28 protein-coding genes and 1 riboswitch are annotated in these 25,459 nt (G+C 50.7%); of the genes, 26 read left to right on the top strand and 2 right to left on the bottom strand.

Annotated elements, in window-relative coordinates; genetic code table 11:
* Positions 1-252: 252 nt before the first annotated feature.
* The 12 genes from ACYVAD_RS08650 to ACYVAD_RS08595 all read left to right on the top strand — a co-directional run bounded on the left by ACYVAD_RS08650 (position 253) and on the right by ACYVAD_RS08595 (position 12,359).
* A complete protein-coding gene (locus tag ACYVAD_RS08650; protein ID WP_461139097.1) occupies positions 253-375 on the top strand; it encodes a hypothetical protein in 123 nt (40 codons plus the stop codon).
* A gap of 277 nt (positions 376-652) precedes the next feature.
* A complete protein-coding gene (gene modB / locus ACYVAD_RS08645; RefSeq protein WP_461139096.1) occupies positions 653-1,318 on the top strand; it encodes a molybdate ABC transporter permease subunit in 666 nt (221 codons plus the stop codon).
* Positions 1,315-2,124, top strand: a complete 810-nt coding sequence (locus ACYVAD_RS08640) for a sulfate/molybdate ABC transporter ATP-binding protein (protein WP_461139095.1) — start codon at positions 1,315-1,317, stop codon at positions 2,122-2,124. The genes modB and ACYVAD_RS08640 overlap by 4 nt, the downstream gene beginning before the upstream one ends.
* Positions 2,125-2,135: 11 nt before the next feature.
* On the top strand, positions 2,136-3,467 hold the full coding sequence (locus ACYVAD_RS08635; protein WP_461139094.1) for a chloride channel protein: 1,332 nt from the start codon (positions 2,136-2,138) through the stop codon (positions 3,465-3,467).
* A gap of 96 nt (positions 3,468-3,563) precedes the next feature.
* Complete coding sequence (locus ACYVAD_RS08630; RefSeq protein ID WP_461139093.1) at positions 3,564-5,582, top strand: M13 family metallopeptidase; 2,019 nt, start codon at positions 3,564-3,566, stop codon at positions 5,580-5,582.
* 112 nt (positions 5,583-5,694) lie between these two features.
* Positions 5,695-6,816, top strand: a complete 1,122-nt coding sequence (locus tag ACYVAD_RS08625) for a glycoside hydrolase family 18 protein (RefSeq protein WP_461139092.1) — start codon at positions 5,695-5,697, stop codon at positions 6,814-6,816.
* 123 nt (positions 6,817-6,939) lie between these two features.
* The gene (locus ACYVAD_RS08620; RefSeq protein WP_461139091.1) at positions 6,940-8,685 is read left to right on the top strand and encodes a S41 family peptidase; all 1,746 of its coding nucleotides are present in this window, start codon (positions 6,940-6,942) and stop codon (positions 8,683-8,685) included.
* Positions 8,686-8,857: 172 nt separating this feature from the next.
* Positions 8,858-9,847 carry a helix-turn-helix transcriptional regulator gene (locus ACYVAD_RS08615; protein ID WP_461139090.1) on the top strand — a complete coding sequence of 330 codons (990 nt, stop codon included), beginning with the start codon at positions 8,858-8,860 and terminating at the stop codon, positions 9,845-9,847.
* Between the two features lie 69 nt (positions 9,848-9,916).
* A complete protein-coding gene (locus ACYVAD_RS08610) occupies positions 9,917-10,333 on the top strand; it encodes a DUF1761 domain-containing protein (RefSeq protein WP_461139089.1) in 417 nt (138 codons plus the stop codon).
* Between the two features lie 150 nt (positions 10,334-10,483).
* On the top strand, positions 10,484-11,131 hold the full coding sequence (locus tag ACYVAD_RS08605; RefSeq protein ID WP_461139088.1) for a YdeI/OmpD-associated family protein: 648 nt from the start codon (positions 10,484-10,486) through the stop codon (positions 11,129-11,131).
* 170 nt (positions 11,132-11,301) lie between these two features.
* Positions 11,302-11,622 (top strand): quaternary ammonium compound efflux SMR transporter SugE, encoded by a 321-nt coding sequence (gene sugE, locus ACYVAD_RS08600; RefSeq protein WP_461139087.1) that lies wholly within the window; start codon positions 11,302-11,304, stop codon positions 11,620-11,622.
* A 158-nt stretch (positions 11,623-11,780) separates the two neighbouring features.
* Positions 11,781-12,359 (top strand): nitroreductase family protein, encoded by a 579-nt coding sequence (locus tag ACYVAD_RS08595; RefSeq protein WP_461139086.1) that lies wholly within the window; start codon positions 11,781-11,783, stop codon positions 12,357-12,359.
* Between the two features lie 222 nt (positions 12,360-12,581).
* Here the strand turns inward: ACYVAD_RS08595 and ACYVAD_RS08590 are convergent, their stop codons facing one another.
* The gene (locus ACYVAD_RS08590; RefSeq protein ID WP_461139085.1) at positions 12,582-13,769 is read right to left on the bottom strand and encodes an ABC transporter substrate-binding protein; all 1,188 of its coding nucleotides are present in this window, start codon (positions 13,767-13,769) and stop codon (positions 12,582-12,584) included.
* Positions 13,770-13,858: 89 nt separating this feature from the next.
* Positions 13,859-13,960: riboswitch (TPP riboswitch) on the top strand.
* Between the two features lie 66 nt (positions 13,961-14,026).
* Here ACYVAD_RS08590 and thiM point away from each other — a divergent pair.
* The 14 genes from thiM (at position 14,027) to ACYVAD_RS08520 (ending at position 24,172) form a co-directional block, all read left to right on the top strand.
* Positions 14,027-14,833 (top strand): hydroxyethylthiazole kinase, encoded by an 807-nt coding sequence (gene thiM, locus ACYVAD_RS08585; RefSeq protein ID WP_461139084.1) that lies wholly within the window; start codon positions 14,027-14,029, stop codon positions 14,831-14,833.
* Positions 14,830-15,501, top strand: coding sequence for a thiamine phosphate synthase (thiE, locus tag ACYVAD_RS08580; RefSeq protein WP_461139083.1), 672 nt, complete (start codon positions 14,830-14,832; stop codon positions 15,499-15,501). The genes thiM and thiE overlap by 4 nt, the downstream gene beginning before the upstream one ends.
* A complete protein-coding gene (gene thiD / locus ACYVAD_RS08575; protein ID WP_461139082.1) occupies positions 15,461-16,267 on the top strand; it encodes a bifunctional hydroxymethylpyrimidine kinase/phosphomethylpyrimidine kinase in 807 nt (268 codons plus the stop codon). The genes thiE and thiD overlap by 41 nt, the downstream gene beginning before the upstream one ends.
* Before the next feature lie 8 nt (positions 16,268-16,275).
* Positions 16,276-16,926 carry a thiaminase II gene (gene tenA, locus ACYVAD_RS08570; RefSeq protein WP_461139081.1) on the top strand — a complete coding sequence of 217 codons (651 nt, stop codon included), beginning with the start codon at positions 16,276-16,278 and terminating at the stop codon, positions 16,924-16,926.
* A gap of 259 nt (positions 16,927-17,185) precedes the next feature.
* The gene (locus tag ACYVAD_RS08565; RefSeq protein ID WP_461139080.1) at positions 17,186-17,839 is read left to right on the top strand and encodes a hypothetical protein; all 654 of its coding nucleotides are present in this window, start codon (positions 17,186-17,188) and stop codon (positions 17,837-17,839) included.
* A gap of 194 nt (positions 17,840-18,033) precedes the next feature.
* A complete protein-coding gene (locus ACYVAD_RS08560) occupies positions 18,034-18,357 on the top strand; it encodes a TfoX/Sxy family protein (RefSeq protein WP_461139079.1) in 324 nt (107 codons plus the stop codon).
* Between the two features lie 294 nt (positions 18,358-18,651).
* Positions 18,652-18,915 (top strand): hypothetical protein, encoded by a 264-nt coding sequence (locus tag ACYVAD_RS08555; protein WP_461139078.1) that lies wholly within the window; start codon positions 18,652-18,654, stop codon positions 18,913-18,915.
* Between the two features lie 431 nt (positions 18,916-19,346).
* Positions 19,347-19,610 carry a hypothetical protein gene (locus tag ACYVAD_RS08550; protein ID WP_461139077.1) on the top strand — a complete coding sequence of 88 codons (264 nt, stop codon included), beginning with the start codon at positions 19,347-19,349 and terminating at the stop codon, positions 19,608-19,610.
* Between the two features lie 274 nt (positions 19,611-19,884).
* Positions 19,885-20,322, top strand: a complete 438-nt coding sequence (gene arr, locus ACYVAD_RS08545; RefSeq protein WP_461139076.1) for an NAD(+)--rifampin ADP-ribosyltransferase — start codon at positions 19,885-19,887, stop codon at positions 20,320-20,322.
* Between the two features lie 136 nt (positions 20,323-20,458).
* On the top strand, positions 20,459-20,815 hold the full coding sequence (locus tag ACYVAD_RS08540) for a TfoX/Sxy family protein (protein WP_461139075.1): 357 nt from the start codon (positions 20,459-20,461) through the stop codon (positions 20,813-20,815).
* 140 nt (positions 20,816-20,955) lie between these two features.
* Positions 20,956-21,492: a GNAT family N-acetyltransferase gene (locus tag ACYVAD_RS08535; RefSeq protein WP_461139074.1), complete on the top strand. Its 537-nt coding sequence runs from the start codon at positions 20,956-20,958 to the stop codon at positions 21,490-21,492.
* A 396-nt stretch (positions 21,493-21,888) separates the two neighbouring features.
* Positions 21,889-22,392, top strand: coding sequence for a hypothetical protein (locus tag ACYVAD_RS08530; protein ID WP_461139073.1), 504 nt, complete (start codon positions 21,889-21,891; stop codon positions 22,390-22,392).
* An 82-nt stretch (positions 22,393-22,474) separates the two neighbouring features.
* Positions 22,475-23,209, top strand: coding sequence for an MBL fold metallo-hydrolase (locus ACYVAD_RS08525; RefSeq protein ID WP_461139072.1), 735 nt, complete (start codon positions 22,475-22,477; stop codon positions 23,207-23,209).
* 378 nt (positions 23,210-23,587) lie between these two features.
* On the top strand, positions 23,588-24,172 hold the full coding sequence (locus ACYVAD_RS08520; RefSeq protein WP_461139071.1) for a diheme cytochrome c-553: 585 nt from the start codon (positions 23,588-23,590) through the stop codon (positions 24,170-24,172).
* 250 nt (positions 24,173-24,422) lie between these two features.
* Here ACYVAD_RS08520 and ACYVAD_RS08515 read toward each other — a convergent pair whose 3' ends face one another.
* Positions 24,423-25,265 carry a hypothetical protein gene (locus ACYVAD_RS08515; RefSeq protein ID WP_461139070.1) on the bottom strand — a complete coding sequence of 281 codons (843 nt, stop codon included), beginning with the start codon at positions 25,263-25,265 and terminating at the stop codon, positions 24,423-24,425.
* Positions 25,266-25,459 lie beyond the last annotated feature (194 nt).

The following is a 25,459-nucleotide window of genomic DNA, read 5'->3' as shown; positions in this document are numbered from 1 at the left end:
GGTGTTTGCTAGCCGCTTCATCCAGAGCGAACACGAAGGTAAACGTTCCAGACACAAAATCACTTGACATGACTCGTATACATCTTCACTATTTTGTATACCCGACCAGCGAGCATCTATAGACAAAATCTATATATCATAGACGATATCATAGAAAATTAAAATATAATTAATTTAATTAGTTGCATTATCTACCTAAATACTTTCACTTATTTTTGACCACTTACCGTTGTATTTTAAACCTAGATCACCATGACATCATCACGCACAGGCTCCATTGATATTACAAATCTAATTACCTGGAGCATCGTTCTTTCGGTTGCAGCCACCATGGCTGTCGAACTGGCACGAGTAGTCCTTTACTGCCTCCGCTAGACAATCTCTTCAGAAAAAGCCCAGCTAATAAATCAAGTACGCGTACCGCCAACTGACTCCTCTCTAACATAAATCGAGTGCCAATGCGGAAGCCTTACGTGATTATGTAAGGCTTTTTTTTATGAGTTCGACTTCAGCTGGTCAAGTTAATAGCTGTCTTTTCTTCCAATCATATTCCCGACGCGGCATGATCAGCTCTTTTGCAGTCTGCGCTTCGAGCCCGTACTTTGTGATGATGCAGGCAATTACTATCCGCGCTGCATCCTAGTTGCTCTGTATGCCCATTGACTGGGAACCCATCTGGCTTACGCTGCGGCTAGCCAGTATCACAACTCTGGTGCTGTTTGTCATCGGTGTTCCGCTGGCGGGTGGCCTGGCCCTGAATCAGTTTAGGGGTAAATCTGTGATCGAAGCCTTGATCAGCCTGCCGCTCGTGCTGCCCCCGTCCGTCGTTGGGTTTTATTTGCTGCTGGCATTTAGCCCAACCAGCGCGTTGGGAGCCTGGCTGCTAACGCACCTGAATCTGCAACTCGTCTTTTCCTTCGAGGGGCTTGTGGTAGCTTCTCTGCTGTATAGCCTCCCATTTATGGTGCACCCCATTCAGGCGGGCCTGGAAAACTTACCGACATCCTGGCGCGAAGCTGCTTATACGTTGGGACAATCCCCCATTCGTACCTTCTGGCGGGTACTACTTCCCAATTGTAAACCGGCCTTATTGACCGGTGTTGTTCTTTCGTTTGCCCACACCATTGGCGAGTTTGGGTTGGTATTGATGATTGGCGGTAATCTACCCGGTCAGACGCGGGTCGCTTCCATTGCGATTTACGACGAGGTTGAACTGCTGCATTTTGATACGGCTCACGCGTATGCTGTGCTGCTGCTGGGGCTTTCGTTTATTATTTTATTGCTGGTCTACAGCATCAACAAGCGCGTTACGGTATGATTCAGGCCGATTTGACGCTCCCCCGCCTGTTCGCAGAAGGTGCCGGTAACCTGCACGTCCAGTTAACACTACCGACGGGTAACCTAACGGCGCTGATTGGTCCATCAGGTTCGGGCAAGACGACGATTTTGCGGCTGTTGGCGGGGCTGGAAACGCCTACGCAAGGACGTATTACTGTCGGCGAGCAGATCTGGCTGGACACCCAGCAACGTATCAACCGACGGCCGCAGGACCGGTCCGTGGGGTACGTTTTTCAGGACTCCGCCCTGTTTCCGAATATGACCGTTCGCGAGAATATTCAGTTCGTTACGCCACCTAGCCAGCAGTCATTTGTTGCAGAATTAATCGACCAGACCGGATTACTGCCGTTTATTGATCAGAAGCCAGGCCGCTTATCGGGCGGACAGCGACAACGGGTAGCGTTGGCTCGGGCGCTGGTTCGTCGGCCGCAGTTGCTCCTGCTGGACGAGCCATTCGCAGCGCTGGATTCGGCCTCCTCCCAGACGCTTCAGCGCGTACTGCTCGATCTCCACCAGCGGTGGGGTACGACGACCCTACTGGTTAGCCATCACATGGCCGATGTTCAGTCGCTCGCCGACCGGATCATTCGGCTCGATCAGGGCCGGATTCAGGCCGAATCGCCAGTCGACGTAACGGGGCCCGCAAATGGCGAACGAATCGAACGATTATATTTTGACCAGCCGACTGGCCAGTGGGTGCTGGAAACGAAGACAACACAATTACGGGCTGAGACTCCGGCCTGGCAACACTTAAAAGCGGGTGATCGGATTCACATCAGCTGGTAACTTTTCTACCTATGCGCCTGAACGACGAACTGATTCTCTTTTTTTCGGTCCTGAAATGGCTGATCATTTCAACAGTCATTGGTGTGCTTGTGGGCGGGGCCGCTTCGGCCTTTATCCTGTTCATTCACCACATCATTGAACTGGGCAATCAGCACGAAAACGTGTTTTACCTGTTGCCGCTTAGTTTTTTTACCGCCAACCTGCTCAGCCAGTTCGTACTGAAACGACACCTGGGCACCGATGCGCTGATTTCGGCCATCAACAAAAATTACGGTAAAATCGATGGAACATTCATTCCCACCAAAGTCATTAACGTATCGCTGATCCTGGGAACGGGAGGCTCGGCCGGGAAAGAAAGCCCATGCGCGCAGATTGGTGCAGGAATCGGTAGTGTCATCGCGACGCTGCTGCGCGTCGACGATGTGGATCGCCGAAAAATGGTCCTCTGTGGTTTCTGTGCTGGTTTCGCCTGCGTTTTTGGTGCCCCACTGGCCGGAGCGCTGTTCGGCATTGAAATCCTAGCGGTGGGCATCATCATGTACGACGTACTCCTACCCGCTTTTGTCGCGTCCATCACGGCTTATCAGGTGTCTTCGGCGCTGGGCATTACGTTCTTCTACTACCCACTGGATTTCGTCCCGGCTTTTGAAGAAGGGTTCTTTATTCGGTTGCTGGCCGGTGGCATTTTCTTTGGTTTGTGCGCTTTTGCCCTGCTTCGCACCATTCGTCGCAGCACCGCCCTGACGGCCCGGATTCCGATCTGGCGACCGCTGAAAGGATTGGTTGGCGGCTTGGTGTTAGTGGGTCTTACGCTGCTATTCTCCCGCGATTACCTGGGACTGGGCCTCAACCTGATGGAAGATACCATCCGGGGCGTGCCGGTACTATGGTACGCTTTTCTGCTGAAAGCGCTGTTTACCATCATTACGTTAAGCATCAGCCGGATTGGTAGTGTCATTACGCCGATTCTGTTCATTGGCGCCACGGCGGGTAGTTTTTACGCGGACCTGGTCGGGGCCGATCGGGCGACGTTTGCGGCTATCGGCTTTGTGAGCCTGCTGGCCGGGGCAACTAATTCGCCTATTGCGACCAGCGTGCTGGCCATTGAACTGTTTGGGGCGACAGTAGCGCCTTACGCGGCCGTTTCCTGTGTCATCAGCTTCCTGATGTCGGGGCACCAAAGCCTCTACACCTCGCAGTTACTAGCCACCAGTAAATCCCGCGCCATTCCGGTCGAGTTAGGAAAAGAAATCAGTTCGGCGGGTCAAGAGCAGAGCCATACGTACCCGCCTTTACACATTCTGCTGCGCGACTGGCTTAAGCAGTGGCGCCGGGATAAGTAGCGCTGGCACAATTCGTCGCTCGATCAATTTAAATTAGATCATTTTGGCCCGATGTAAATTAGTCGGTGTATCTTGACGAGTACCCAAACACAAACGATGAAAAAACTGGTCTACTTCTCGCTGGCCCTGCTGTTAGCAGGTGCCTGTCAGCGACCGTCCATGCCGACAACGAAGCGCGTTGTCATCACCGGAATTGATGCTTCTAAAAAGCCCGGCGATGATTTTTTCACCTACGCCAACGGCATCTGGAACGATACGGCCCAGATACCACCCAGTCAAACCGGCGTGGGGGCTTACTCCTTCATGAATTACCCGCAGCGCATCCGGTTGCAGGGGATTTTGGACAGCGTTTCGACAGGAAAGAACCGAGCGGGAAGCCTTGAACAACAGGTGGGCGATTTTTACGCGTCCGGCATGGACACAGCCGCGATCAACAAGCGCGGTTATGATCCCATCAAACCCCTGCTTACCCGTATCGATGCCGTAGCAGATGTCGCGTCGTTGCTGAAATTAGTGGCCGATGAGCAGAAAGCCGGCAACGGTTCTATCATCGGTTTTTACGTTGGCCCCGACGACAAACAGAGCACGATCAATATCGCTCAGTTTTCCCAGACGGGCATCGGTCTGCCCGAACGAGCGTATTACTTCAAGACCGACTCGTCTACCGTTGCTATTCAGAACGCGTACAAAAACTACCTCACCCGCCTGTTCGAGCTGACGGGGACGGAACCAGCTACGGCGGAGAAAAATGCCGCCGTTACGTACGATCTTGAAAAACAACTGGCTGACGCACACCGAACCAACATTGAACTCAGGGACGTAAAGGCCAACTACAATAAACTGGCCGTTGCGGACCTGTCGAAGAAACAGCCTGCTCTGAACTGGACTACCTTATTGACCGATCTGGGCGTCAAAGCAGACTCGGTTAACGTCGGCCAGCCAGCCTATTATGACAAGCTGAATGCGATGGTAGCAACCGTCCCTCTCCAGAACTGGAAAGTCTATTTGAAAGCTCAGGCACTGACCAACTACGCGGATCTCCTGAGTCAGCCGTTTGTCGATGCGTCTTTTGCCTACGCAAAAGTTCTGACCGGCCAGGCTGTCAAGAAAACCCGGGCGGAAGAAATGACACAAGCCGTCGATCGGTCGCTCGGCGATGCCCTGGCCCAGCTGTACGTAAAAAAATACTTTCCGGAAGCGGCCCGAAAACGAATAGCCGATCTGGTCGACAACCTCAAAAAAGCGTTTGAAGTCCGTATCGATAAGCTGGACTGGATGAGTGATTCGACGAAGGCAAAGGCGAAAGAAAAGCTGTATGCCTTCAGCCAGAAAATCGGTTACCCGGACAAATGGCGCGACTATTCGAAGGTGATGATAAAGCGCGACGCTTACTTTGAAAACCGGCTGTCGACCAACAAGAATGATTACGCTTACAACGTGGCTAAAGTTGGGCAGAAAGTCGACCGAACAGAATGGCACACCACCCCGCCCACGGTAACGGCCTACAACAATCCTCCGCTCAATGAAATTGTTTTCCCGGCGGGCATTCTTCAAGCGCCATATTTCGACGTGAACGCCGATGACGCGCTGAACTACGGCGGCATCGGCATGGTAATCGGGCACGAAATAACGCACTCATTTGATGATCAGGGAGCGCAATATGACAAAGACGGCAACGTGACAGACTGGTGGACCAAAGCGGACTATGCGAAGTTTAAAGCCAGAACCCAGCAGGTGATCGACCAGTATAATACGTTTACCGTCCTGGACTCGGTACACGTAAAAGGAGCACTGACCGTGGGCGAAAACACCGCCGATATTGCCGGGGTTGCCATTGCCTACGACGCCTTTAAGCTGACCGAGCAAGGAAAAAGCGCGACCAAACTGGACGGCTTCACGCCCGATCAGCGGTTCTTCATTTCAATAGCCCGAATCTGGCGCGTCAAAACCAGGAACGCCTACATGGGCATGTACGTGAATACCAATCCGCACTCCCCGGCTAAATGGCGCGTAAACGGCCCGCTGATGAACTTCACGCCATTTTACAACGCCTTCAACGTGCAGCCCGGCGACAAAATGTACAAACCAGAACAGACTAGAATAACGGTCTGGTGAGAATTTCTCGAAGCAAATTAGTCTATGACTAATTTGCTTCGAGAAAACCCGCTAGTCAACTCGCGCGGACAAACACCCGCTTTTCTGGTTTCCTGTCTATACCCCTTTCTGTATGCATCGTCTTCTTCATTACATTCCCGTTTTCCTGCTGATTGCCGGTCTCAGCGCTGGTTTTAAACCAAAGCCGACAACCAAACCCATCGTGCTGGCCTACGTCGGCGGTTTCCGGGGGCTGGTCGACGCCGAAAATATAGCGGCCGAGAAACTGACGCACATCAACTACGCCTTCGTCAACGTGCAGCATAACCGCGCCACGCTGACCAATCTCGCCACCGACTCGACCAATTTCCGGAAACTGAACGAGCTGAAACGGCGCAATCCGGATCTAAAAATTCTGATTTCCATTGGCGGCTGGTCCTGGAGCGAAAACTTTTCGGATGCCGTTTTGAGTGATACATCACGAACGGCGTTTGCCGCGTCGGCGGTGGATATCGTCCGGCAGTACCAACTGGATGGGATCGACATTGACTGGGAATATCCGGGCATGAAGGGTGAAGACAACGTATTCCGGCCCGAGGATAAAGAGAACTTTACCCTGATGTTCAAATCCCTGCGGGAGCAATTGAACGCGCTCAAGCAGCAAACCGGCAAAGATTATCTGGTTACGACAGCCGTGCCGGGTTTCGAGGAAATCTTCACGCATACCAACATGGGTCAGGCGCAGCAGTACATGGACTACGTAAACGTCATGGCGTACGACTACTTTACCGGCGGTCCGCTGGCGGGGCATCACACGAACCTGGCAACCCCGAGCAAAGACTATAAAGGTCAGTCCGGCGAACGTAACATCGAACTGTTTAAGAAAGCGGGCGTTCCGGCTAACAAACTCGTACTCGGCGTAGCGTTTTATGGTCGGGCGTGGCAGCTGCAAAACGATAACCCCAAACAGGAGCCCCGCACCATTGCGAAGGTTGAGCGCGGGGGAGGTTATACCTTCATCAAAGACAGCCTGCTCACCAATCCGGCTTACAAACGCTACTGGGACAAGAAAGCCAAAGCACCTTACCTCTACAACGCCGACCTGAAACGTTACGTCTCCTACGACGACGAACAATCCATCAAGGAGAAGTGCCGTTACGTGAAACAACAAGGACTGGCGGGCGTCATGTTCTGGGAGTATTTCAGCGACCCGAAAACGTATTTGCTGAGTGAGATCAACCGGGATTTGAAGTAGGCTGACACGAACGATCAGTAAATTTGTCCCCTGGACTGTTTCCTTATCCCGGATTGCTTATCGATTTATTAAACAGAGGACAGTACCTTTCTGCCTGTTGTAATAAACCCTTTGTCTTCCTGTATGAAACCTGTACTCTTCATCTTGTTGGTATGTAGCTACCTCATTGCTCATGGGCAAACGGACCGATTGGGCATGAAGGAGTACACGTTTTTACAGAATGAACGACAACGCGCGGACAAAATCGTAGGCGACGCTCCCCAACCTCCACTCGACAGTCTGAAGAAAGCCGAACAGATTCTGCTCGACGCCCTGACCTACTACCATCGCCCCGAGGTTCAGGAACTGGCAAAGAATAATTCCTCTCTGTTTGCCCGTAAGGGTGATATTTCGTACGACCTGGCGGTCATTCAGGCGAAAATGAACCAACCGGACAAAGCGGCCCAAACGTTGACATATCCGCTTTCCGGCAAATTAGCATCCGCCTACGCCGGTTTTATCAATGATGAACCCGCTTTTGCCAGCGTTCGGCACCGACCGGCCGTCGCGGGTTTATTATCCAAGGCATTGGCGGGTGACCGCCTGTTCAATTCCAGTGCCCTGAAGACCCCATATCAGGTCAATATCAGCGAGGACGAGAAAGTGGCGGGTCTGTCGAAGTTGTGGTCAGAGGCTAAATATAACTTCGCTTATTTTGACCATCTGCCCGACCTCGACTGGGACAAGCTGTATCTAGACTACCTGCCCAAGATTCGCAATACCCAATCGACGGCGGAGTATTGCCAGGTACTGAAAAACTTCTGCGCGCAACTTCACGATGGGCACACGAGTGTCTGGGCCAATGACCCAAAGCTGGCCGACTTGCTGTCACGACGTCCACCAATTGGAGCGGTGTTGATTGAGGGTAACGTAGTAGTAGAGAATGTGTTGAGCGATAGTCTGCTACAAACCGGCATTCGTCCGGGTCTTGCCATCGTCACGATCGACGGTATCCCGACCATCGAGTACGCCGATCGATACGTACGGCCCTACCAGAGCGGATCGACGGTACAGAATGTCGATGTGCAGACGTATCAGTACAATCTGTTGCGCGGCCCCAAAGACAAACCGGTTGTCATTACGTTCCGCGACGCCCGTGGTCAATCGTTTACCCGAACACTGCCCCGAACGGGTTACGGCAACCTAAAACCTATACCTGCTTTCCAGTTTCGGATTTTACCAGGAAACGTAGCGTACGTCCAGCTCAATAATTTCGAAAATGATCAAGCGCTTAATGGCTTCAAGGCCGCTTTCGATTCTATTGCCACCACTAACAGCCTGATCCTGGATGTTCGACGTAATGGGGGTGGGGACAGTGGCTACGGCTGGAATATTCTGGGCTATCTGACCGACAAACCCATGAAAACCGGCTCATACGAATCCAGAATTTACAGCCCGTTACGCCGGGCGCGGGGCGAAGGGGTCGTACTGGAATCGGTCGAGTCAGGAGGGAACTGGCCTCCCAACGGCAAGCGTCTTTACACAAAGCCGGTAGTCGTACTAACGAGTGGCCAGACATTTTCGGCGGCCGAAGACTTTGCCGTGGTCTTCGACGTCATGAAGCGTGGCACAATCATTGGCGAACCCACCGGCGGCAGTACCGGACAGCCGCTGGCGTTTTCACTGCCGGGTGGCGTTATGGCCCGTGTCTGCACCAAGCGGGATATGTATCCGGACGGTACCGAATGGAATGCAAAAGGAATACAACCCACGCTGCTTGTCAAACCTACCCTGGTCGATTATCAATCCGGACGCGATACGGTACTGGAGGCAGCCTTGGCACATCTAGGGTCCACCTCAACTAAACATAAAGCAGGAAAAGGCAAATAAATCCAGCCACCACTGACCTCGCTCCTTGGTTTCGTAGATCATCCGGTCCTTTTTCTTTTTAAACGTTGTTTCCACGAGTTTATAGATGACTCCCTGCTTGCCTGCGGCTGGAATTTTAATTTATTAATCAGCTCATTTTGTGAGCAACAATTGCCAATTGCCCTAACCGCCGATGGTTGATCCAGAAATAACCCGACTCTCCCGGCTGGTGGCGTTACTGACGTTACTGCAAACAAAACGAATCCTGACGGCGACGGAGCTGGCGAAGCGCTTTTCGGTTAGTACGCGAACCATTTATCGCGATATCAGGACGCTTGAGCAGGCTGGAATCCCCATCGTGACCCAGGACGGAAAAGGCTACGCGATGCTGGATGGCTACCGATTGCCGCCGGTTATGTTCACGCGGGAGGAAGCCATAGCCCTGCTCACAGCAGAAAAGCTAACCGCTGGTCTTACCGATGCTTCTACGGCGCAACTCAGCGGGGCCGCTATGGATAAACTACGAGCCGCGTTACGTCGCGCCGACCGTGACCATCTCGAAAGCCTCGACCCGCACATTCAGGTACTGGGGGCAGTGGGACAATCGAACCGGCCTAATGCGTACCAGCAGCTAGTGATGGCGATTACCAACCAGCGCGTAGTCCGCCTGAACTACCTTGCCGCTGATTCGGGCTCACCCACAACACGCGACATAGAACCCATTGGGCTTTACCTGAGCCAGCAGTGGCACGTCGTCGCCTTCTGCCGATTGCGGCAGGCGTTCCGGGATTTTCGCCTTGACCGTATTCAGCATCTGGTTGTTAGTGAGGACGTTTTTGCGGCCCGGCCCGAAACGCTGCAACAGCACTGGGATGCTGAGGCCAGTCGGCGATCAAGAGAAAAAGTCGTTATCAACTTCCAGCCCGCAGCCGTCCAGCCCGCCCTGGCACAGCACCTGCACGATACCAAACACCAGTATGGCTGGATAGATGAACAGCTCCTCCCCGACGGTAGCCTGGCGATGTCGTTTCTGATCGGGGATCTGCCTTACCTGGCCACCTGGTTATTACCGTTCGCGGGGGCAGTTACCATCCTGGAACCACCCGCCCTGCGGGATCAGTTGCGTGAGTTAGCCCAGCGGGCACACGATTTTTTTTGCGCCCCCAATCGACCTATGACATAGGGCTGTCAGTGGGTGGTGTGACCTTTGTTAAGTCAAACGACAAGCATTCTCACCCCTCATTTTTCAACTATGTTTAACGTATTGTCTGATATCAACTGGCTTAGTGTTCTTGCGGCTTTTGTTGTTTATTTTCTGCTGGGATCTCTGTGGTATATGTTACTTTTCCCGAAGCCATACCGTATTTCATTGGGTCGGGACGCGAATGAGCCCCAAAGCCCGAACCCGCTCTATATTGTTGGCCCAGCCGTCTGCGCGTTGATCATAACCGTAACCTGCGCTGTTCTTTTACAGGCGTTGAACGTAACATCTTACAGTGATGCGTTGCAGTTTATACTGATCATCGGCTTTGGCTATCTGTTTACCAATACCGTCAACATTGCCATCAATCCCAACATACCCCGGCCTTTCCTGTACGGAATGATAACGGGTAGCTATCATCTGATTGGCATGATCCTCGTCAATATGATTCTGGTCGCAATGCGTTGATAGCTGATATAACATTTGTTTTCTGTCATCCCGACCGGTCCGCCGGCGCGGGATGACAAAAGAATCGGTGTCATCTGATGCACAAAAACCTTTATCCTCGTTTTTATTTATGTCAATTACGTTCGCGCAGCGGAAACACCTCAGATAAATATGGCTGATCAGGAGATTGAAACGTTCTGTCCGACAAACCGGCAACAGTGGCGGGAATGGCTCACTGAGCATCACACCACGAAACAATCCATTTGGCTTATTTACCACAAGAAAAACTCCTCTGTTACGGGGATAACATACAGCGAAGCCGTTGAGGAAGCGCTTTGCTTTGGTTGGATTGATAGTACGGTAAAACCCATTGATGCGGAGCGGTACCGGCAGTTTTTCAGCCGCCGTAAACCCGTCAGCACCTGGTCGAAAGTTAACAAAGACCGTATTCAGCGACTGGTTGATAAGGGCCTGATGACGAAAGCCGGTTTCGACAGCATCGATACCGCCAAGCAAAATGGCTCCTGGACGATTCTGGACGATGTGGAAGCGCTGGTCATGCCCGCCGACCTGGCCGAAGCGTTTCGGGCAAGACCGAACGCCGAACGCTATTTTTTGAGCTTGTGCCGATCCGACAAACGAAATCTGCTACAGTGGCTGGTGCTGGCCAAACGGCCGGAGACTCGGCGCAATCGGATTACCGACATCGTCGAATCCGCCGATCAGAACCAAAAACCAAAAGCCTTTTTGTGGACTAAGAAACAGCTCGCGGTCGATGATGAGGAAACGTATCAGAAACCGACAACCGATCAATCCTAACTGTACAGATGATTCCTGTAGCTAGGAGTCTCTTTTTCCGTAGTGTATTATCTTTGTGCTGTCTACTAAGCCCTTTTTCGAAAGGGCTTAGTAGACAGCAGGAGGACGACCTCCCCCAGAGCGGGAAGCGCATTCGGGACGGCCCGGTTCTTTTAAAAACCGTCTTAGTCATGTCCTGGATTTATTTAGTTGTCGCGGGTCTGTTAGAAGTTGTCTGGGCCTACTTCATGAAGCAGTCGGAAGGTTTTACCCGGCTCATTCCCTCTCTCATTACCGTTGTTGCCATGATGGCCAGCTTTGGTTTGCTGGCCCTAGCGATGCGCACCCTGCCGCTGGGCACGTCTTACGTCATCTGGACGGGTATTGGGGCAGTGGGTGCCTTTATTGTGGGCATTCTTCTGCTTGGTGAGCCAATGAATGCCACTCGGTTGCTAGCCGCTCTTTTGATTGTTGCGGGACTTATTCTGATGAAACTTTCGTCGGGTCACTAGGTCAGGCCAATCGCTGAATCTTTGTGGACAGCTTCTCCCCTGCCACTTTCCTCGTAATTTAGCGCTGGCAAAAATATCGCACCGCGCGAACTAACGCGCCGGTGTTCACTTAAGGTGTTGCAGAAATTAACTTATCTGCATCCAACTAACGTAGTACCATGGCAACATCCGCAGACACGATCACTGAACTTATCAAAACCCGCCGGAGCATTTTCCCGCCCAGCTATACCAACCAGGAAATTCCCCGTGAACTGATTGAACAGGTACTCGAAAGTGCTACCTACGCGCCCACGCACCGCCTGACCCAGCCCTGGCGTTTCACCGTTTTCCGGGGTGAAGGCTTACAGAAACTGGCCGATTTCTTCGGTGATGCCTACAAAGCACAAACGGCTCCAGAAGCGTACTCGGAAGCGAAATACGAAGGTGTGCGAACCAAAGTACTGAAATCAGCCTGCGTCATGGCTATCATCATGGACGTGCACAGCGATAAAGTACCGGAATGGGAAGAAGTTGCTGCCGTGGCCTGCGCCGTGCAGAATATGTGGCTGACGACAACGGCCCTGGGTATTGGGTCGTACTGGAGCTCGCCAAGCAGCCCGGCTCGTCTGCACGAGTTCCTAGGTCTGGGTGATGATCAGAAATGCCTGGGTTTCTTCTACATGGGCTACCACAACGCCGAGCCTAAACCCGCCGTTCGCAAACCCATCGAAGAAAAAGTAAGCTGGGTCGAAGCGTAGAACTTTTTTGTCTTTTCTGTCATGGCTCCGGCCACCCAGCCCAACGACAGGAGAGATAGTAAACTTGTTTCTTTTCAAGTCTTAATACCCCTAAATCCCCTAAAGGGGACTTTGCTCATTCTCGGACAGAGTCCCCTTTAGGGGATTTAGGGGTATTAACACAGTTTCTGATATCCTTCCTATCGTCAGGATGACAAAAACAAAGTAGAATACGTAACGACTTTATTTAACCTGCTGGTAATAAACCAGCTTGTGTTCAGGCACCAGTTCGGGATGTAGAATCTTGATCAGGTCGGCCAGGACCAGGTGGGCGTTGACAGCCCCAGACTCCCAGTAGTCGTTGGCACCTTTGGCGTTCACGCGCTTGTTGTAGTTGAATACCTGCCCCGTTTTGAACGACTTAAAATCGCCGTAGCGAACGTCCTGCGCCACGATGTCCGGCTTGGTGGTAGCCGTACCAACGTTCACCCAGTAATCGGCGGTGAGGGCGACGGGATAAACAGCTTCAAAACTCAGACCGAGTCCCCCCTGCCCTTTCGTGTCGTTCCAGTGATACGTACTGCCTGCATCCCGAAAAAACTGCGCCATGTAACTGTCGCCGTAGGGCACAAACCACGAATCTTTGTAGCTCATACCCGCAATCACACTGGGCTTTTTCGTTACGTTCTTCGTCAGGGTAGCCAGTCGGTTATACTCCGTTTCGACTTCGGCAAACGTCTGATTGACCAGCGCTTCTTTATCCAGCAGGACAGCCACCAGCTTGACCCACTCCGCCCGCCCCAGCGGGGTCGTCTCCAGCCATTCGGAATTGATCAGTACCGGCACCCCCGCGCGGGTTAATGTCTGGTACCGATTGAGCTGCGCCGTGGGGCTCCCCGATACCATCAATAGGTCCGGATGCATGGCAATCAGGGCTTCTTCATTGAGCGTCTGATCTCCGCCAACTTCCTTGATTTTCCCCTCGGCCACTCGCTTTATTACCCGGGGCGACGAAATGTAAGCCGCGTTATCAACGCCGACCAACACGTCCTCCGCGTTCAGAAAACTGAGCAAACCAATGTGCATTGATGACGACGTAACCAGGCTGCGAATGGGCGTTTCGATCACCTGACCTGCTGGCAGATTCGTCGGTTTAGGGGTTCCCCGGGGGATCAGCACGTACGTCGCCGTGTCTTTGTCGGCGGCCGCTGAGTTGAAAATGCGGACCAGTTTGTACCCGTGGAGATATTCAACCGAAAAGCCTTTGGCGTGCCGAACGGAAACCTGCCCTGTGGACGAATTCGTCTGACGCCTGTCGGTCACCGGAGTTTGTTCAGTTGTCTGGCGGGAACGGCAGTGGGTGAGAAGGAATAGCAGCACCAACAGGGGCAGCCAGGTAGCACGGAGAGGTGGGCAACATTGGGTAGGCATAACGCGCCAAAGGTAACAGGATTGAGCCAATGCTTTTCTACCGGCCAAAAGCAGGTTGATCGATTACTGAAATTACACGTACCTTTGACGCACAACTTTAGGGGTGTCGGTTCAGGAACGAGCCGACTGAGACAATACCCTTATTACCTGATGCAGTTTATACTGCCGTAGGAAAAAGTTAGCTCCGCTTGCTGCTCTGACAGACCGCGGTCTTTTCTCTCCCCTGAGGTTGCTATCATTCGTTAATGCAACCCCGTATGACCGCAACACCCCAATCCATCTGGAATGACGTTGAGCAGATTCGCTCGCAGTCGCCCCTTGTGCAAAGCATTACCAATTTCGTTGTCATGAACAACACGGCCAATGCCCTGCTGGCACTGGGTGCTTCGCCGGCCATGGTGCATGCCAAAGACGAAGTGGCTGATTTCGTTACCATTGCCAGCGCGCTGGTTGTTAATATCGGCACGCTGGATCAGAACTTTGTCGCCGGGATGCGTCCGGCTGTCCTACGAGCCCGCGAACTGAATAAGCCCATCATCTTCGATCCGGTCGGCGTAGGCGCTACGTTCTATCGCAACCAGGTTAGCCGGGAGCTGCTGGACCTGGCCCCGCCAACCGTGATCCGGGGCAACGCATCGGAGATTATGGCACTGGCGGGTCTGAACGCGAAGACCAAAGGTGTCGACAGCATACATGGATCATCGGCGGCTCTCGACAGTGCTCGTCAGTTAAACGCCGAACTGGGTAGCATCGTGGTCGTGAGTGGTGCCGAAGATTATATCGTCAGCGCGGATCAGGTCGTAACCGTTGCCAACGGTCACACGATGATGACGAAAGTAACGGGTATGGGCTGTACCGCCACGGCGCTGATCGGGGCGTTTGCGGCTGTCAATCCCAACTATTTTCTGGCCGCCGTACACAGCATGGTCGCGATGGGGCTGGCGGGAGAACTGGCCGCGCGTCGGTCACCCGGTCCCGGCAGTTTGCAACTCAACTTTCTGGACGCGCTCTACCAACTAACAGCGCAGGACGTAACGGCTCACCTCAAACTAGGGCAGCTATGAACGTAAACGACCGCGTCTACCTGGTAACCGACAGCGTTATCAGCCAGCGGGCGGGCCATACGGTCCCGTTTGTGGTGGAAGAAGCCTGCCGGGCGGGTGTCGGCTGGGTGCAGCTCCGCGAAAAGACGATGTCGACCCACGCTTTTGTTGAGCTGGGTCTTACGCTCAAAACCATTACCCAACGCTACGGTGCCCGGCTGCTGATTAACGACCGGATCGACGTGGCGCTGGCCATCGACGCCGACGGTGTTCATATCGGGCAGGATGATATGCCTTACCCGATGGCCCGTAAGCTATTGGGTCCGGACAAACTAATTGGTTTGTCGATTAATAACATGGCCGAACTGCTGGCCTCTCAGGCGTACACCGATATCGATTACCTGGGCGTAGCGGCCGTTTTTGCCACGCCGACCAAACTCGATACTGTCAGTGAACTCGGCCTGCTGGGCTTACAGGCCATTTGCGCCCAAACCCACCTGCCAACGTTCGCCATTGGCGGCATCAACGCAGCTAATAGTCAACCGATCATGCAGACCGGCGTAACGGGCGTAGCCGTCGTGTCAGCCATTTGTGGGCATCCGTCGCCCTACGACGCAGCCCGTGAACTCATTCAACTTACCCAAGCCTATGAAAACATACACCCGGGTTCTGACGATCGCCGGATCTGACAGTGGTGGTGGCGCTGGTATCCAGGCCGATCTGAAAACGATTTCGGCGCTGGGCTGCTACGGCCTCTCGGTCATTACGGCCCTCACGGCGCAAAACACGCTGGGCGTAACAACCATTCACCCCGTCCCCCCCGCTTTTGTAGCCGAGCAGATCAAGGCCGTCCTGAGCGATATTGGTGCCGATGCGATCAAGATCGGTATGCTCCACTCACCCGACATCATCCGGACTATCAATGATACGCTGCGAGAATTTGACGTACAAAACATTGTCATCGACCCAGTCATGGTGGCGACGAGTGGCGATAAGCTCCTGCAAGACGACGCCATCGACGCGCTAAAAACTCACCTGCTGCCAATGGCTATGGTGATAACGCCTAACTTACCCGAAGCGGGGGTCTTGCTGGGACGTACGCTTGAAACCTTTGACGATTTACGACAGGCGGCCAACGACCTGAGTAGCCAGTACCCCGGCGCTGTCCTGGTGAAAGGTGGCCACTTGCTGAACCGGGACAGCACGGACATTCTGTGTCCCAAACCGGGCGAACAACTTCTGTTTCCGACGCAACGGATCGTTACGCCCAATTCACACGGAACGGGCTGCACACTCTCGTCTGCCATCGCGGCCGGTTTGGCCCAGGGTCTGTCTCTTCGCGATGCGGTTGAGCAGGCCAAGACGTACCTCACCGGGGCCTTACAGGCGGGGGCAGCCTACAAACTCGGCCACGGCCACGGCCCCGTTCATCATTTCTTTTCCATCTGGCAGTAATCAAACCCATGCGCTTCACCGATCAACTCTGGCAGCAGACTACGTCCCTGTACGAAACCATCCTTTCCCACAGCTTTGTGCAGGAACTGGCCGCTGGTACGTTACCCACCACCAAGTTTCAGTATTATATCCAACAGGACGCTCTTTACCTGACTGATTTCAGCCGGGCACTGGCGCAACTGGCCGTCAAGGCAACCCGGCCCGCCGATATTCTGCAATTCACCGAGTTTGCCGCCAACGCTATCCGTGTGGAGCGGATTCTGCACGAAACGTATTTTACGCTGTACGATATTCAACCAGAAACGGCCAAAAAGCCAGCCTGCTTTGCGTACACCAATTTCCTGTTAGCGACCACGGCAACGCAATCGCTGGCGGTGGGCGCGGCCGCCGTGCTGCCCTGCTTCTGGATCTACCGCGAGGTAGGTAAATCAATCTACGCACGGACCGTCGCCCAGAACCCCTATCAGGCCTGGATCGATACGTACGCCGGTGATGACTTCGATCAGGTCGTTAGCCAGATGCTCGCGCTCACCGATCAACTCGCCGAATCTGCCAGCCCCGCCGAGCGAGATCAGATGACAGCCGCCTTTGTACAGTCAAGCCGACTGGAATGGTACTTCTGGAACGACGCGTATCAACTGGTAGACTGGTTGGTCTAATGACCACCGTATAGTAAACGTAGTGGTAGCTTTCCTGCCATCCCTCTATCTTGTGTAATCTGACTACAACGCCTGTATTTAAGCAGCAGACAATTAAAATGATACCACTGCCTATCAGCGAATTGATATTAAGTGATTTTTTGTACAATACGGTGAAAATGGGCGGGTTACCTACGACAGGATGCGCATCTCTTAGCTCGCCGGGCAGGTTTCGGTCGACACGAGAATCGCCCCGGTTGATTGTAGTCTACTTCTAAATATGATTTCAACAAAAGATTACCAATCACTACCGGATAGCAAAACCTTACAGACAATCTGTAAAGCCATTTCTATTTTGGATGCCATTCTGTGCCAAGAATGGGAATACCGCTACTACTCCTATAATGCTCATTGGGCCGACCAAGAAGAGGTATGCGAGATGCGAAACGGGCAAGGTAACCAAATGCTTGTTTTATTTCTGAAAGAGGGTTGTGCTATAAATGGGTACGCTCATGAGGCAGAACAGTCCGACAAGCAGCAAATAACCAAGAATTTACCTGCGCTGTTTGATGAGTTCATCTTTGGCGAACCGGTAAATACAATCGGTACAACCTTCTGTCTGTGGACTACAGGTATGGGCAGTTGGCAAACCGGGCAGCTTGACGGTAATGAGGACAACTCGGAAGAGATGTTGAGTATTTTCGATGGAAACCCTCAAACTTACATTGATTGGGCGAGCAAGTATTTTGAAGAGTGTTACAAAGAAAGTGGTATTCCGCTTAAAACAGTAAGCCAGATTTATGCGGGTCAGCCCTTGACGAGAGCAATGGTTTTGTCGATTGTAGAGGAGTTAGCGGATTGGTCGCAGTTGGAATCGGATTTGCAAGAAATCAATTATCCTTACAACTTTAGTTTAGATAAGATTACAAAGTGAAGAGGGTAGTTTTCCGTCGACAGGGTGCTCGCCCCTGAAGGAGAGTAGCAGCCCAGCCAAACATGTGTGTAAAGATTGGAAGTAATTTGTGTTCAGGCACGTAGCGTACGCATCCATCAACCCCTGTGTTCGTCGGGTGAACCGACCATGCAAATGAGTATTTCACGTCTCAATAGACAATAAAGGACTAACCAATGGCATCCGACCAAAATTTTGTAGACTTCGTTTTGGACCAAATCAAAAATGCAGGCGTAATAACCGCTAAAAAAATGTTTGGTGAATACGGTATTTACTCTGACGGAAAATTATTTGGACTGATATGCGACAATAAATTATTCATAAAGCCAACCAATTCAGGACGAGAATTTATAGGAAATGTTTTAGAAGCACCACCCTATGAAGGAGCCAAACCAAGTTTTTTAATAGAAGATAAAATTGAAGACAGTGAATGGTTAAGTGAATTAGTTAGACTATCAATACAAGAACTACCACTACCTAAACCGAAAAAGAAAAAATGAAATTCGACTCGCGTGAGTAAATTATTTTACATTATCACTTACGTTCCATAGATAAGTTGAACGCCCCAGGTAGACGAAATTTTTCGTTACTTTTTGCGTTTCGGATGACAGGGAGAACGGCACAAAAATCAGTCTTTTGTATGTCCAACTACTATGTGTTAGGTTAGCTTCGGTTGACAAGTCAAACCGATCAATTTGAAATCGGCAGACTTTTTACTTTGACGGTTCATAATAAGTAACCAAGCTTCTATTTTAATATTTTAGAGAGTTTCACTGTATAAAATCACTTGGGTTATGAGTCAGACATTTGACAAATTGGATACGTTCAGCAAACGCTTATTGGTCGGATCAATTGCTTGCTCTATGATATTGTTGAGTATGGCGTGTTTGATTTACTCAACAGAGAAAGTCTTCGCTCAGCCAAACAAAAACGGCAACGGCACACGGCAATCACAAACAGCAGTAGGCTTAGGTTGTGATGAGCAATTTGTGTATTGGTTTACCACTAGTGGAGAGTTTCTGAAGCAAGAGAAGAAAAGAGCAAGAGAAATTTTTTAATCTGAAGGAGAATTGGGTTTGATGAGATCTGCATTTGTCATCGCTCCGCATAGGCGGCTCTTGGGCGACAGGAAGCAGGTGTGCACGCGACGTAACTCAACCCAATAGACAGGAGGTCTAAAGGCGTAAGCCCCACCTGTTTTGTCAACTTGTGAGCTGATTCATCAGCCCTCTTGGTCGTTGAACACAAGTTCAAAATGAGGCTTGGGTATGTTCTATTTTCAGCCAGCAAACAGCGCACTTTAGAAAATAAACGACTTTTGTTCAAGCCACTTATATAACGAAATAAACGCCTAAACAGACCCGATTGAAATTTGCAGATCGGCACTTCATTCGGCAACACCACCTAGATAAGTGTTGTTATTTTTTTAGTTTAGTCCAGCATTGAATAATCTCCTCATTACATCATCTGCCCGTAACGAAAACTGGCCATGGCTACAACTACTGATTACTCAAAATTAACCGTAGACGAATTACTGGCCGCAGAAGCCAAAGTCAAGAAACATCGTATCATATGGGCCCTTGTTATCGGAGGCTTCGTTGGTATCGTTCTTTGGGCTGTTATAGCTCACGCGTCATTTGTTAAAGTAGCGATTTTGGTACTTTTTTTCGGCGGTCTGGGTAGTGGCGGAAAGAAAAACGAAGACAATTTTAAAGCCATCGAATCCGAACTTCGTATCCGCAACATTCGATAACCGATCGCATATAAAGCCGGTCTGATAGCACAGTCTTGCTCCTTTGTATTCGTCTTATCGTCTTATGGGAAAACTTATTACGTCCTGGAGCGAGGCTAAAATTCAATATCCCTCTTGTTTTTTGGCTGTAAATACCACGCCTTGCGACAGCGTGAACACCCCTATTAGTCTGACTTTTGCAGCCAGGCGTAGCGCTCGGGCAGCAAGGAAGCGCCCTCGGATGGGTAAGTTGTCTGCGTTGTGGGATCAGAAAAGTAAACAAGAGTAATCAAGAATGGAAAGCAAGATTATCGCTTTAGATCAGTCTGATGTGTTAGACAATGGCCCCTTTTACCACGGAACGAAAGTGGATTTACAGGTTGGCGATTTGCTGACAGCAGGGTTCAGGTCAAATTACAAGCCTGAAGTCATAATGAATCACATCTATTTTACAGCCCTGGTTAATGGGGCGGGGCTTGCCGCAGCTTTGGCTAAAGGTGATGGAAACGAACGTGTTTATATCGTTGAACCGACGGGCAGTTTTGAAAACGATCCGAACGTTACCGACAAAAAATTTCCGGGTAACCCAACACGTTCCTATCGCAGTCAGGCACCCTTGAAAATCGTTGGCGAAGTAACCGATTGGGTGCGACTAACCTCCGAAGAGCGTCAACTATGGCGCGAGCGATTAGCGAAACTTGAAGCAGACCCAACGTCCGAGATTATCAATTAGCCGTGATCCGTTCGCTCAGCACAGGCGGCAAGATGCTAACATCTAAATGCTCATCGGAGGGTCTGAATTTGTGTCAACCTTTATTGACACCGAAGGCAAAGCGATTGCCCATTACTCACAAAAGTAAATTCTAAGAATGGCTTACAATACTCATCTTGCGGATCAAGTGCGGGAATTCCTTTCCGAAATCCCTGACATAGCCATCGAAGAAAAGGAAATGTTCTCGGTGTTGAATTTTATGGTAAATGGTAAAACGTGCGTTTGTGTGAGTGGTGAGAATTTAATGTTACGCTTCGATCCAAAACTACAGGAAGAACTCTCTGAGCGAAATGGCTACGAAACAATGTTGATGAAAGGTAAAGAGTACAGAGGCTATTGTTACATAACTCCGGAAGGATTTAAAAAGAGAGCAGACTTTGAATACTTCGTAAACCTGTGTCTTGATTATAACAAGGTGTCAACCAAATCGAAAAAGAAAGCGACGAACCGCTGACATTGACCTTGCGTGGCCGCGCCGATTCGTTATCTTCTTTACAATTTGGGCGAGTTTCAGGAGACAGACAAGCCTTGGCGAATAGGCCCTATCGTAACGAAGTGGTCATTACTTTTAGCTTATCTGGTATTCCGTACATCATGCCTCAACACGTAGAATTTATTTTAAGGCCATGGTCAACGAACGACGTAAGCAGCCTCGTTACATACGCCAATAATCGACTTATCGCCCAGAATATGACCGACAAGTTTCCTCATCCCTACACGGAAACGGACGGTCTGTCATTTATTGAGTTTGCTACCGCGGACAGCCCGATTCATATGTTCGCGATAGCCGTTGGTCAGGAAGCGGTTGGAGGGATTTGTATTCATCCCCAAACGGATATTCACCGCATGAATGCTGAACTTGGTTATTGGCTGGCCGAACCGTTTTGGGGCAAGGGTATTATTAGCGCAGCCATCAGACAGATTGTTGACTTTGCTTTTGAATCGTATGATGTGAACCGGGTTTTTGCCAGACCCTTTGGTACGAACGTGGCGTCCCAGCGAGTACTTCAAAAGAATGGCTTTGTGTTAGAGGGGCATTTCAAAGGGACGATCTACAAAAATGGAGCGTACATTGATGAATTAGTTTACGCCGTAAGACGCTATAACTGGGAGACGACCAAAGGGGCATAGTGACCCATGAACCCATTTGCTTGCCTACTTAAACCTGCTGATTTATGGCAGTTCACATATTCCCTTTCTCCGATATCTGTTTACGATGCACCCTTACTTTGAAGTCGTAGATTTCGCTCAGGTTCTGAAATAGATCGAAAAACTCATTGTCCGCCCCCGTCGATGAGCGTGTTTTCGACGACAGGTTGCTCGCCCATTTCGGTTGGCTTGTTGACCGTACGACAGCGCTTGTGCCCAAGCTGCGTGCTGGTCGATAGATCAATGCATTGCCTATACTGGCAAGCCAAATCCTCGACAGACTAACCGAATAGTAAAGCCATATAGACACGAGTGGATTTAGGAACGTAATTCGTCTTCACACTAATCTGGAGACGTAAAATCTATCTAGTCAAGACAATGATGAACACAAACCAAACGAAGAAACTACAATTGGTTACAGCGATCCTTGCTCTACTTCTCGGACTAGAAACGTACGCTCAGGTTCCACCCGCAAACAAATACGATACGTCGTCCTACCCCGAAGATAGAAAAGCAATCGAGCTGTTGAGCCGGAAGAACGACAGCACCCGATTCCATAATGACGACTACATAGCCGTCGGACCAGAGGGACGAATATCCTATGGATTTGATGAGTGGAAAAAGGGATTTCAAGAGGAAGGAGCAACATTCAAGTCTGCTAAGCCTGTGCCAGGGACTACCACCCTACGAATCTACAACGGGGATGCGGCCGTGAAAACCTTCGTCCTGGACGTCGTATTTGCTACGACAAAAGGGGATTTCCCGATACGAGTTGTTCGAACCGAAACGTACATCAAACAAAAGGGCCAGTGGTATTTTGTGGCCGGTCAGGGAACGAGAGTCCTCGCCAAAGAAGAATACGACGAGCATATGAAACGATAATATAATTCTTAAAATCGACAGGTTTGAAAAGCTACGCACGACGACTAAGGCGGGCGGCAAGTAGCAGTGAGTACATTGCCTTATGAAAGTGACTACGTTCCCGGTTACCAGCTTCGTTGGCGGCAGTTCAGTAACGATCTACCCTACTCTGATCCAGCTCAACGACAAAAACTACCTTGTCGACTGTGGATACGAAGAATCGTTCGGTGAACTGTCTCGCCAACTCCAGCATATTGGCGTTACTCCTACCGACATTCATGCCATTCTGATCTCACACGATGATATCGATCACCTTGGTGCATTACGCCTATTCAAAGAGGCAAATCCTAATTTGCTTGTTTATTGTAGTTCGATCGAAGCAGATTCAGTTGCTGGAAACGTAAAGTCAGAACGCCTGGCACAGGCAGAATCATCCTTGGCGCAACTACCTGATACACATAAAGAGTGGGGGCAAGGGTTTATTGATAATCTCAAAAGTATTAAACGAGTGCCAGTCGATGCTGTCCTGCACGATAACCAGCGCATTGATCAGGAAATACAGGTCATATCGACGCCCGGCCACACGAAAGGACATATTTCGTTTTACGTTCCTGCTCAACGGGTTTTGATTGCGAACGATGCCGTTGTCCTTGACGACGATCAACTCGACCTTGCGAATCCGCAATTTACCCTAGACTTAAAGCAGGCGATTAAATCCGTAAAAAAGCTTAGCGAACTCCCGATCAACAGGTTAATCTGTTACCACGGTGGCATTCTGGACGCAGCCGTTCAACTACAGTTATCATCGTTACTGACACGATATTCAACTTATTTATAGCCGGGCCAAAATACCTATGCAAGCAGGGCAACGCGACTCTGTAAAGAGGAGTTGTAATGGCAGGAGTACTCCCCCGAGGCCATTAACGCTGTGAGCGCTCGCCTTGACCAACGCTGGCACAATTACAAGTGACCAGACACAAAAATTCGTTACGATCCTGCCTATCTCGGTCTAAAATGCATACAGGATGCCTCAGTGAACGTCAGTATGACACGATAGGCTTAATCAATCATACAGCTAAGCACTAGAGGAATTTCTTAAACGAGTAAGTAGACACGTTACGTTCACTAAATTAAGTATCCATTATTTTAAAATCGTTTACTATTCACCTAACAATAGTTTTATTTACCCTCATTTCACCTACCTTTTCTTAGTTGCATGAAAACATCCGTACTATTCACCTTTGTGGTTCTCTTAGGAGCCACCCTTTTTCTGGCCGGTTTCTCCACAAAATCACCCGAATCGTTGCCCGTTGCAGTTCACCTTCCTCCCGATCAAGCGTTAATCAAACGAGGAGAATATCTGGTAGGCATCATGGGCTGTAACGATTGTCATTCGCCTAAAGTGATGGGGGCGCAAGGACCAGAGCCCGTGGCTGACAAACTATTGTCGGGATACCCCGCTGACCGCCCGCTACCGGCCCGGAATGCAGACGCGCTGAAAGACTGGGTTATGTTCAACGGCGACAATACGGCCTCAGCAGGACCCTGGGGTGTTACGTTCGCGGCTAATCTGACGTCAGATCCTACGGGTATCGGCAATTGGACAGAAGAGCAGTTCAAACGGGCCCTGACCCAGGGCAAAGCAAAAGGGCTGGCAACCAATCGAATGTTGCTGCCACCGATGCCCTGGACCAACTACCGAAACATCAAGGACGCTGATTTGAAAGCTATTTTTGCTTATCTCAAGTCGACAAAGCCGGTGGCAAACGTTGTTCCTGCCCCGATTCCTCCGGGTCGCTAGTCTGAAGCTACAGCTGTTTCATTGACATAATCCAGTCTGGTTACGCTACTAACAGTAGCCTACCAAACTGGATTTTTTATGCTGTCCAGACGTTTCAGGAAAACGGTACTCACTGCACCAAAAACCGCAGTATAACATTGATGATTAAACCTTGGCACTCCTCAAACCATCGAGTTCCGCCACTGGATTGACCAGAACGAGGCTCGTTAACAACATGGCATCGGCCTTTTGGGCACCGGGTAAGCTATGCTTAGAAACTTTCGTATTCATACCGCAATACAACGCCCGGAGAGACCGCCCGAGTTGGTAAGCCCTGTTCGTTGAACTCATACTGGATGGTGTAAATATCTCTTGGTTGAGCTTGGGTAGATGCACCAAAATTATCAATCATCGATAATTTGGTTACGTTGTTACGGCTAAACCGACGCATATCTCCCACTCCTGGAGCAATCAATCCGAAGAATGGATTCAATCGATTATCGTAGGTAAAATCAGAGGCCGTTCGATACGAGCTACCCGACTGGCTTATGGATCGGGTCATGTTACCACCGGCAAATGTTTGCTCGTAAGACGAGCTTGCCGACGTTTGTGGCGACGTATTGGTGAAGCTGACAGGTTGATTCTGAGCGTCTAATGTATACGCAGATGTCGTTATCGTTCTGAGCGGGGTGTACTGGCCATTGGTTGTCGTCAGCAGCGAAACGGTAGTACGTATTTGCCGTAGGGCATCATCGTAGGTAAACGCGGTTTGCTCCCCAGTGATATTGTCCCTGGTGACGTACGTGTACCGAATGTTGGTAACTCGGTCGTTGGCATCGTACGTAAATTTAGCCGTGTCGCCTAAGTACACATAACCGGATTGCCGACCTTGTTTGTCGTACAAAAAATCTGTCGTGCCCGGTAAGCCGGGGGAAGTGCTGATGGTTCGTTTTAGCCGTATGCGGGGCTGGCTCGGATCGTTCAATCGAGCAGCTCCCAGGCGCAGCAGTTGCGGCTGTTCTGGCTCGTTGACGGATTGATTTTCGGTACAGGCACTCAGGCCTGCAAGCAGGCTTAGCCCTAGTATTGTCAGAATACGCGCAGCGTGAAACATGGTTGAAACTGTTTAGTTGAGTGAAAAAAGTCCGGTTACCGGAGGTGCTTAAGAAGATGGTAACGGGTTGTCAGTCAACCGTACTGGATCACTGCTGCCCGTCGGGGCGACAGACACGGCAACGCCCAAAAGTGTTGCATTCGTCAGATTAATTCTGCTTAGTAGATTCGCCAAGAATCGAGGGAGACTTGTCG

Source organism: Spirosoma pomorum (genome assembly GCF_054776615.1).
This window is presented reverse-complemented; position numbering and strand designations above follow the sequence as displayed.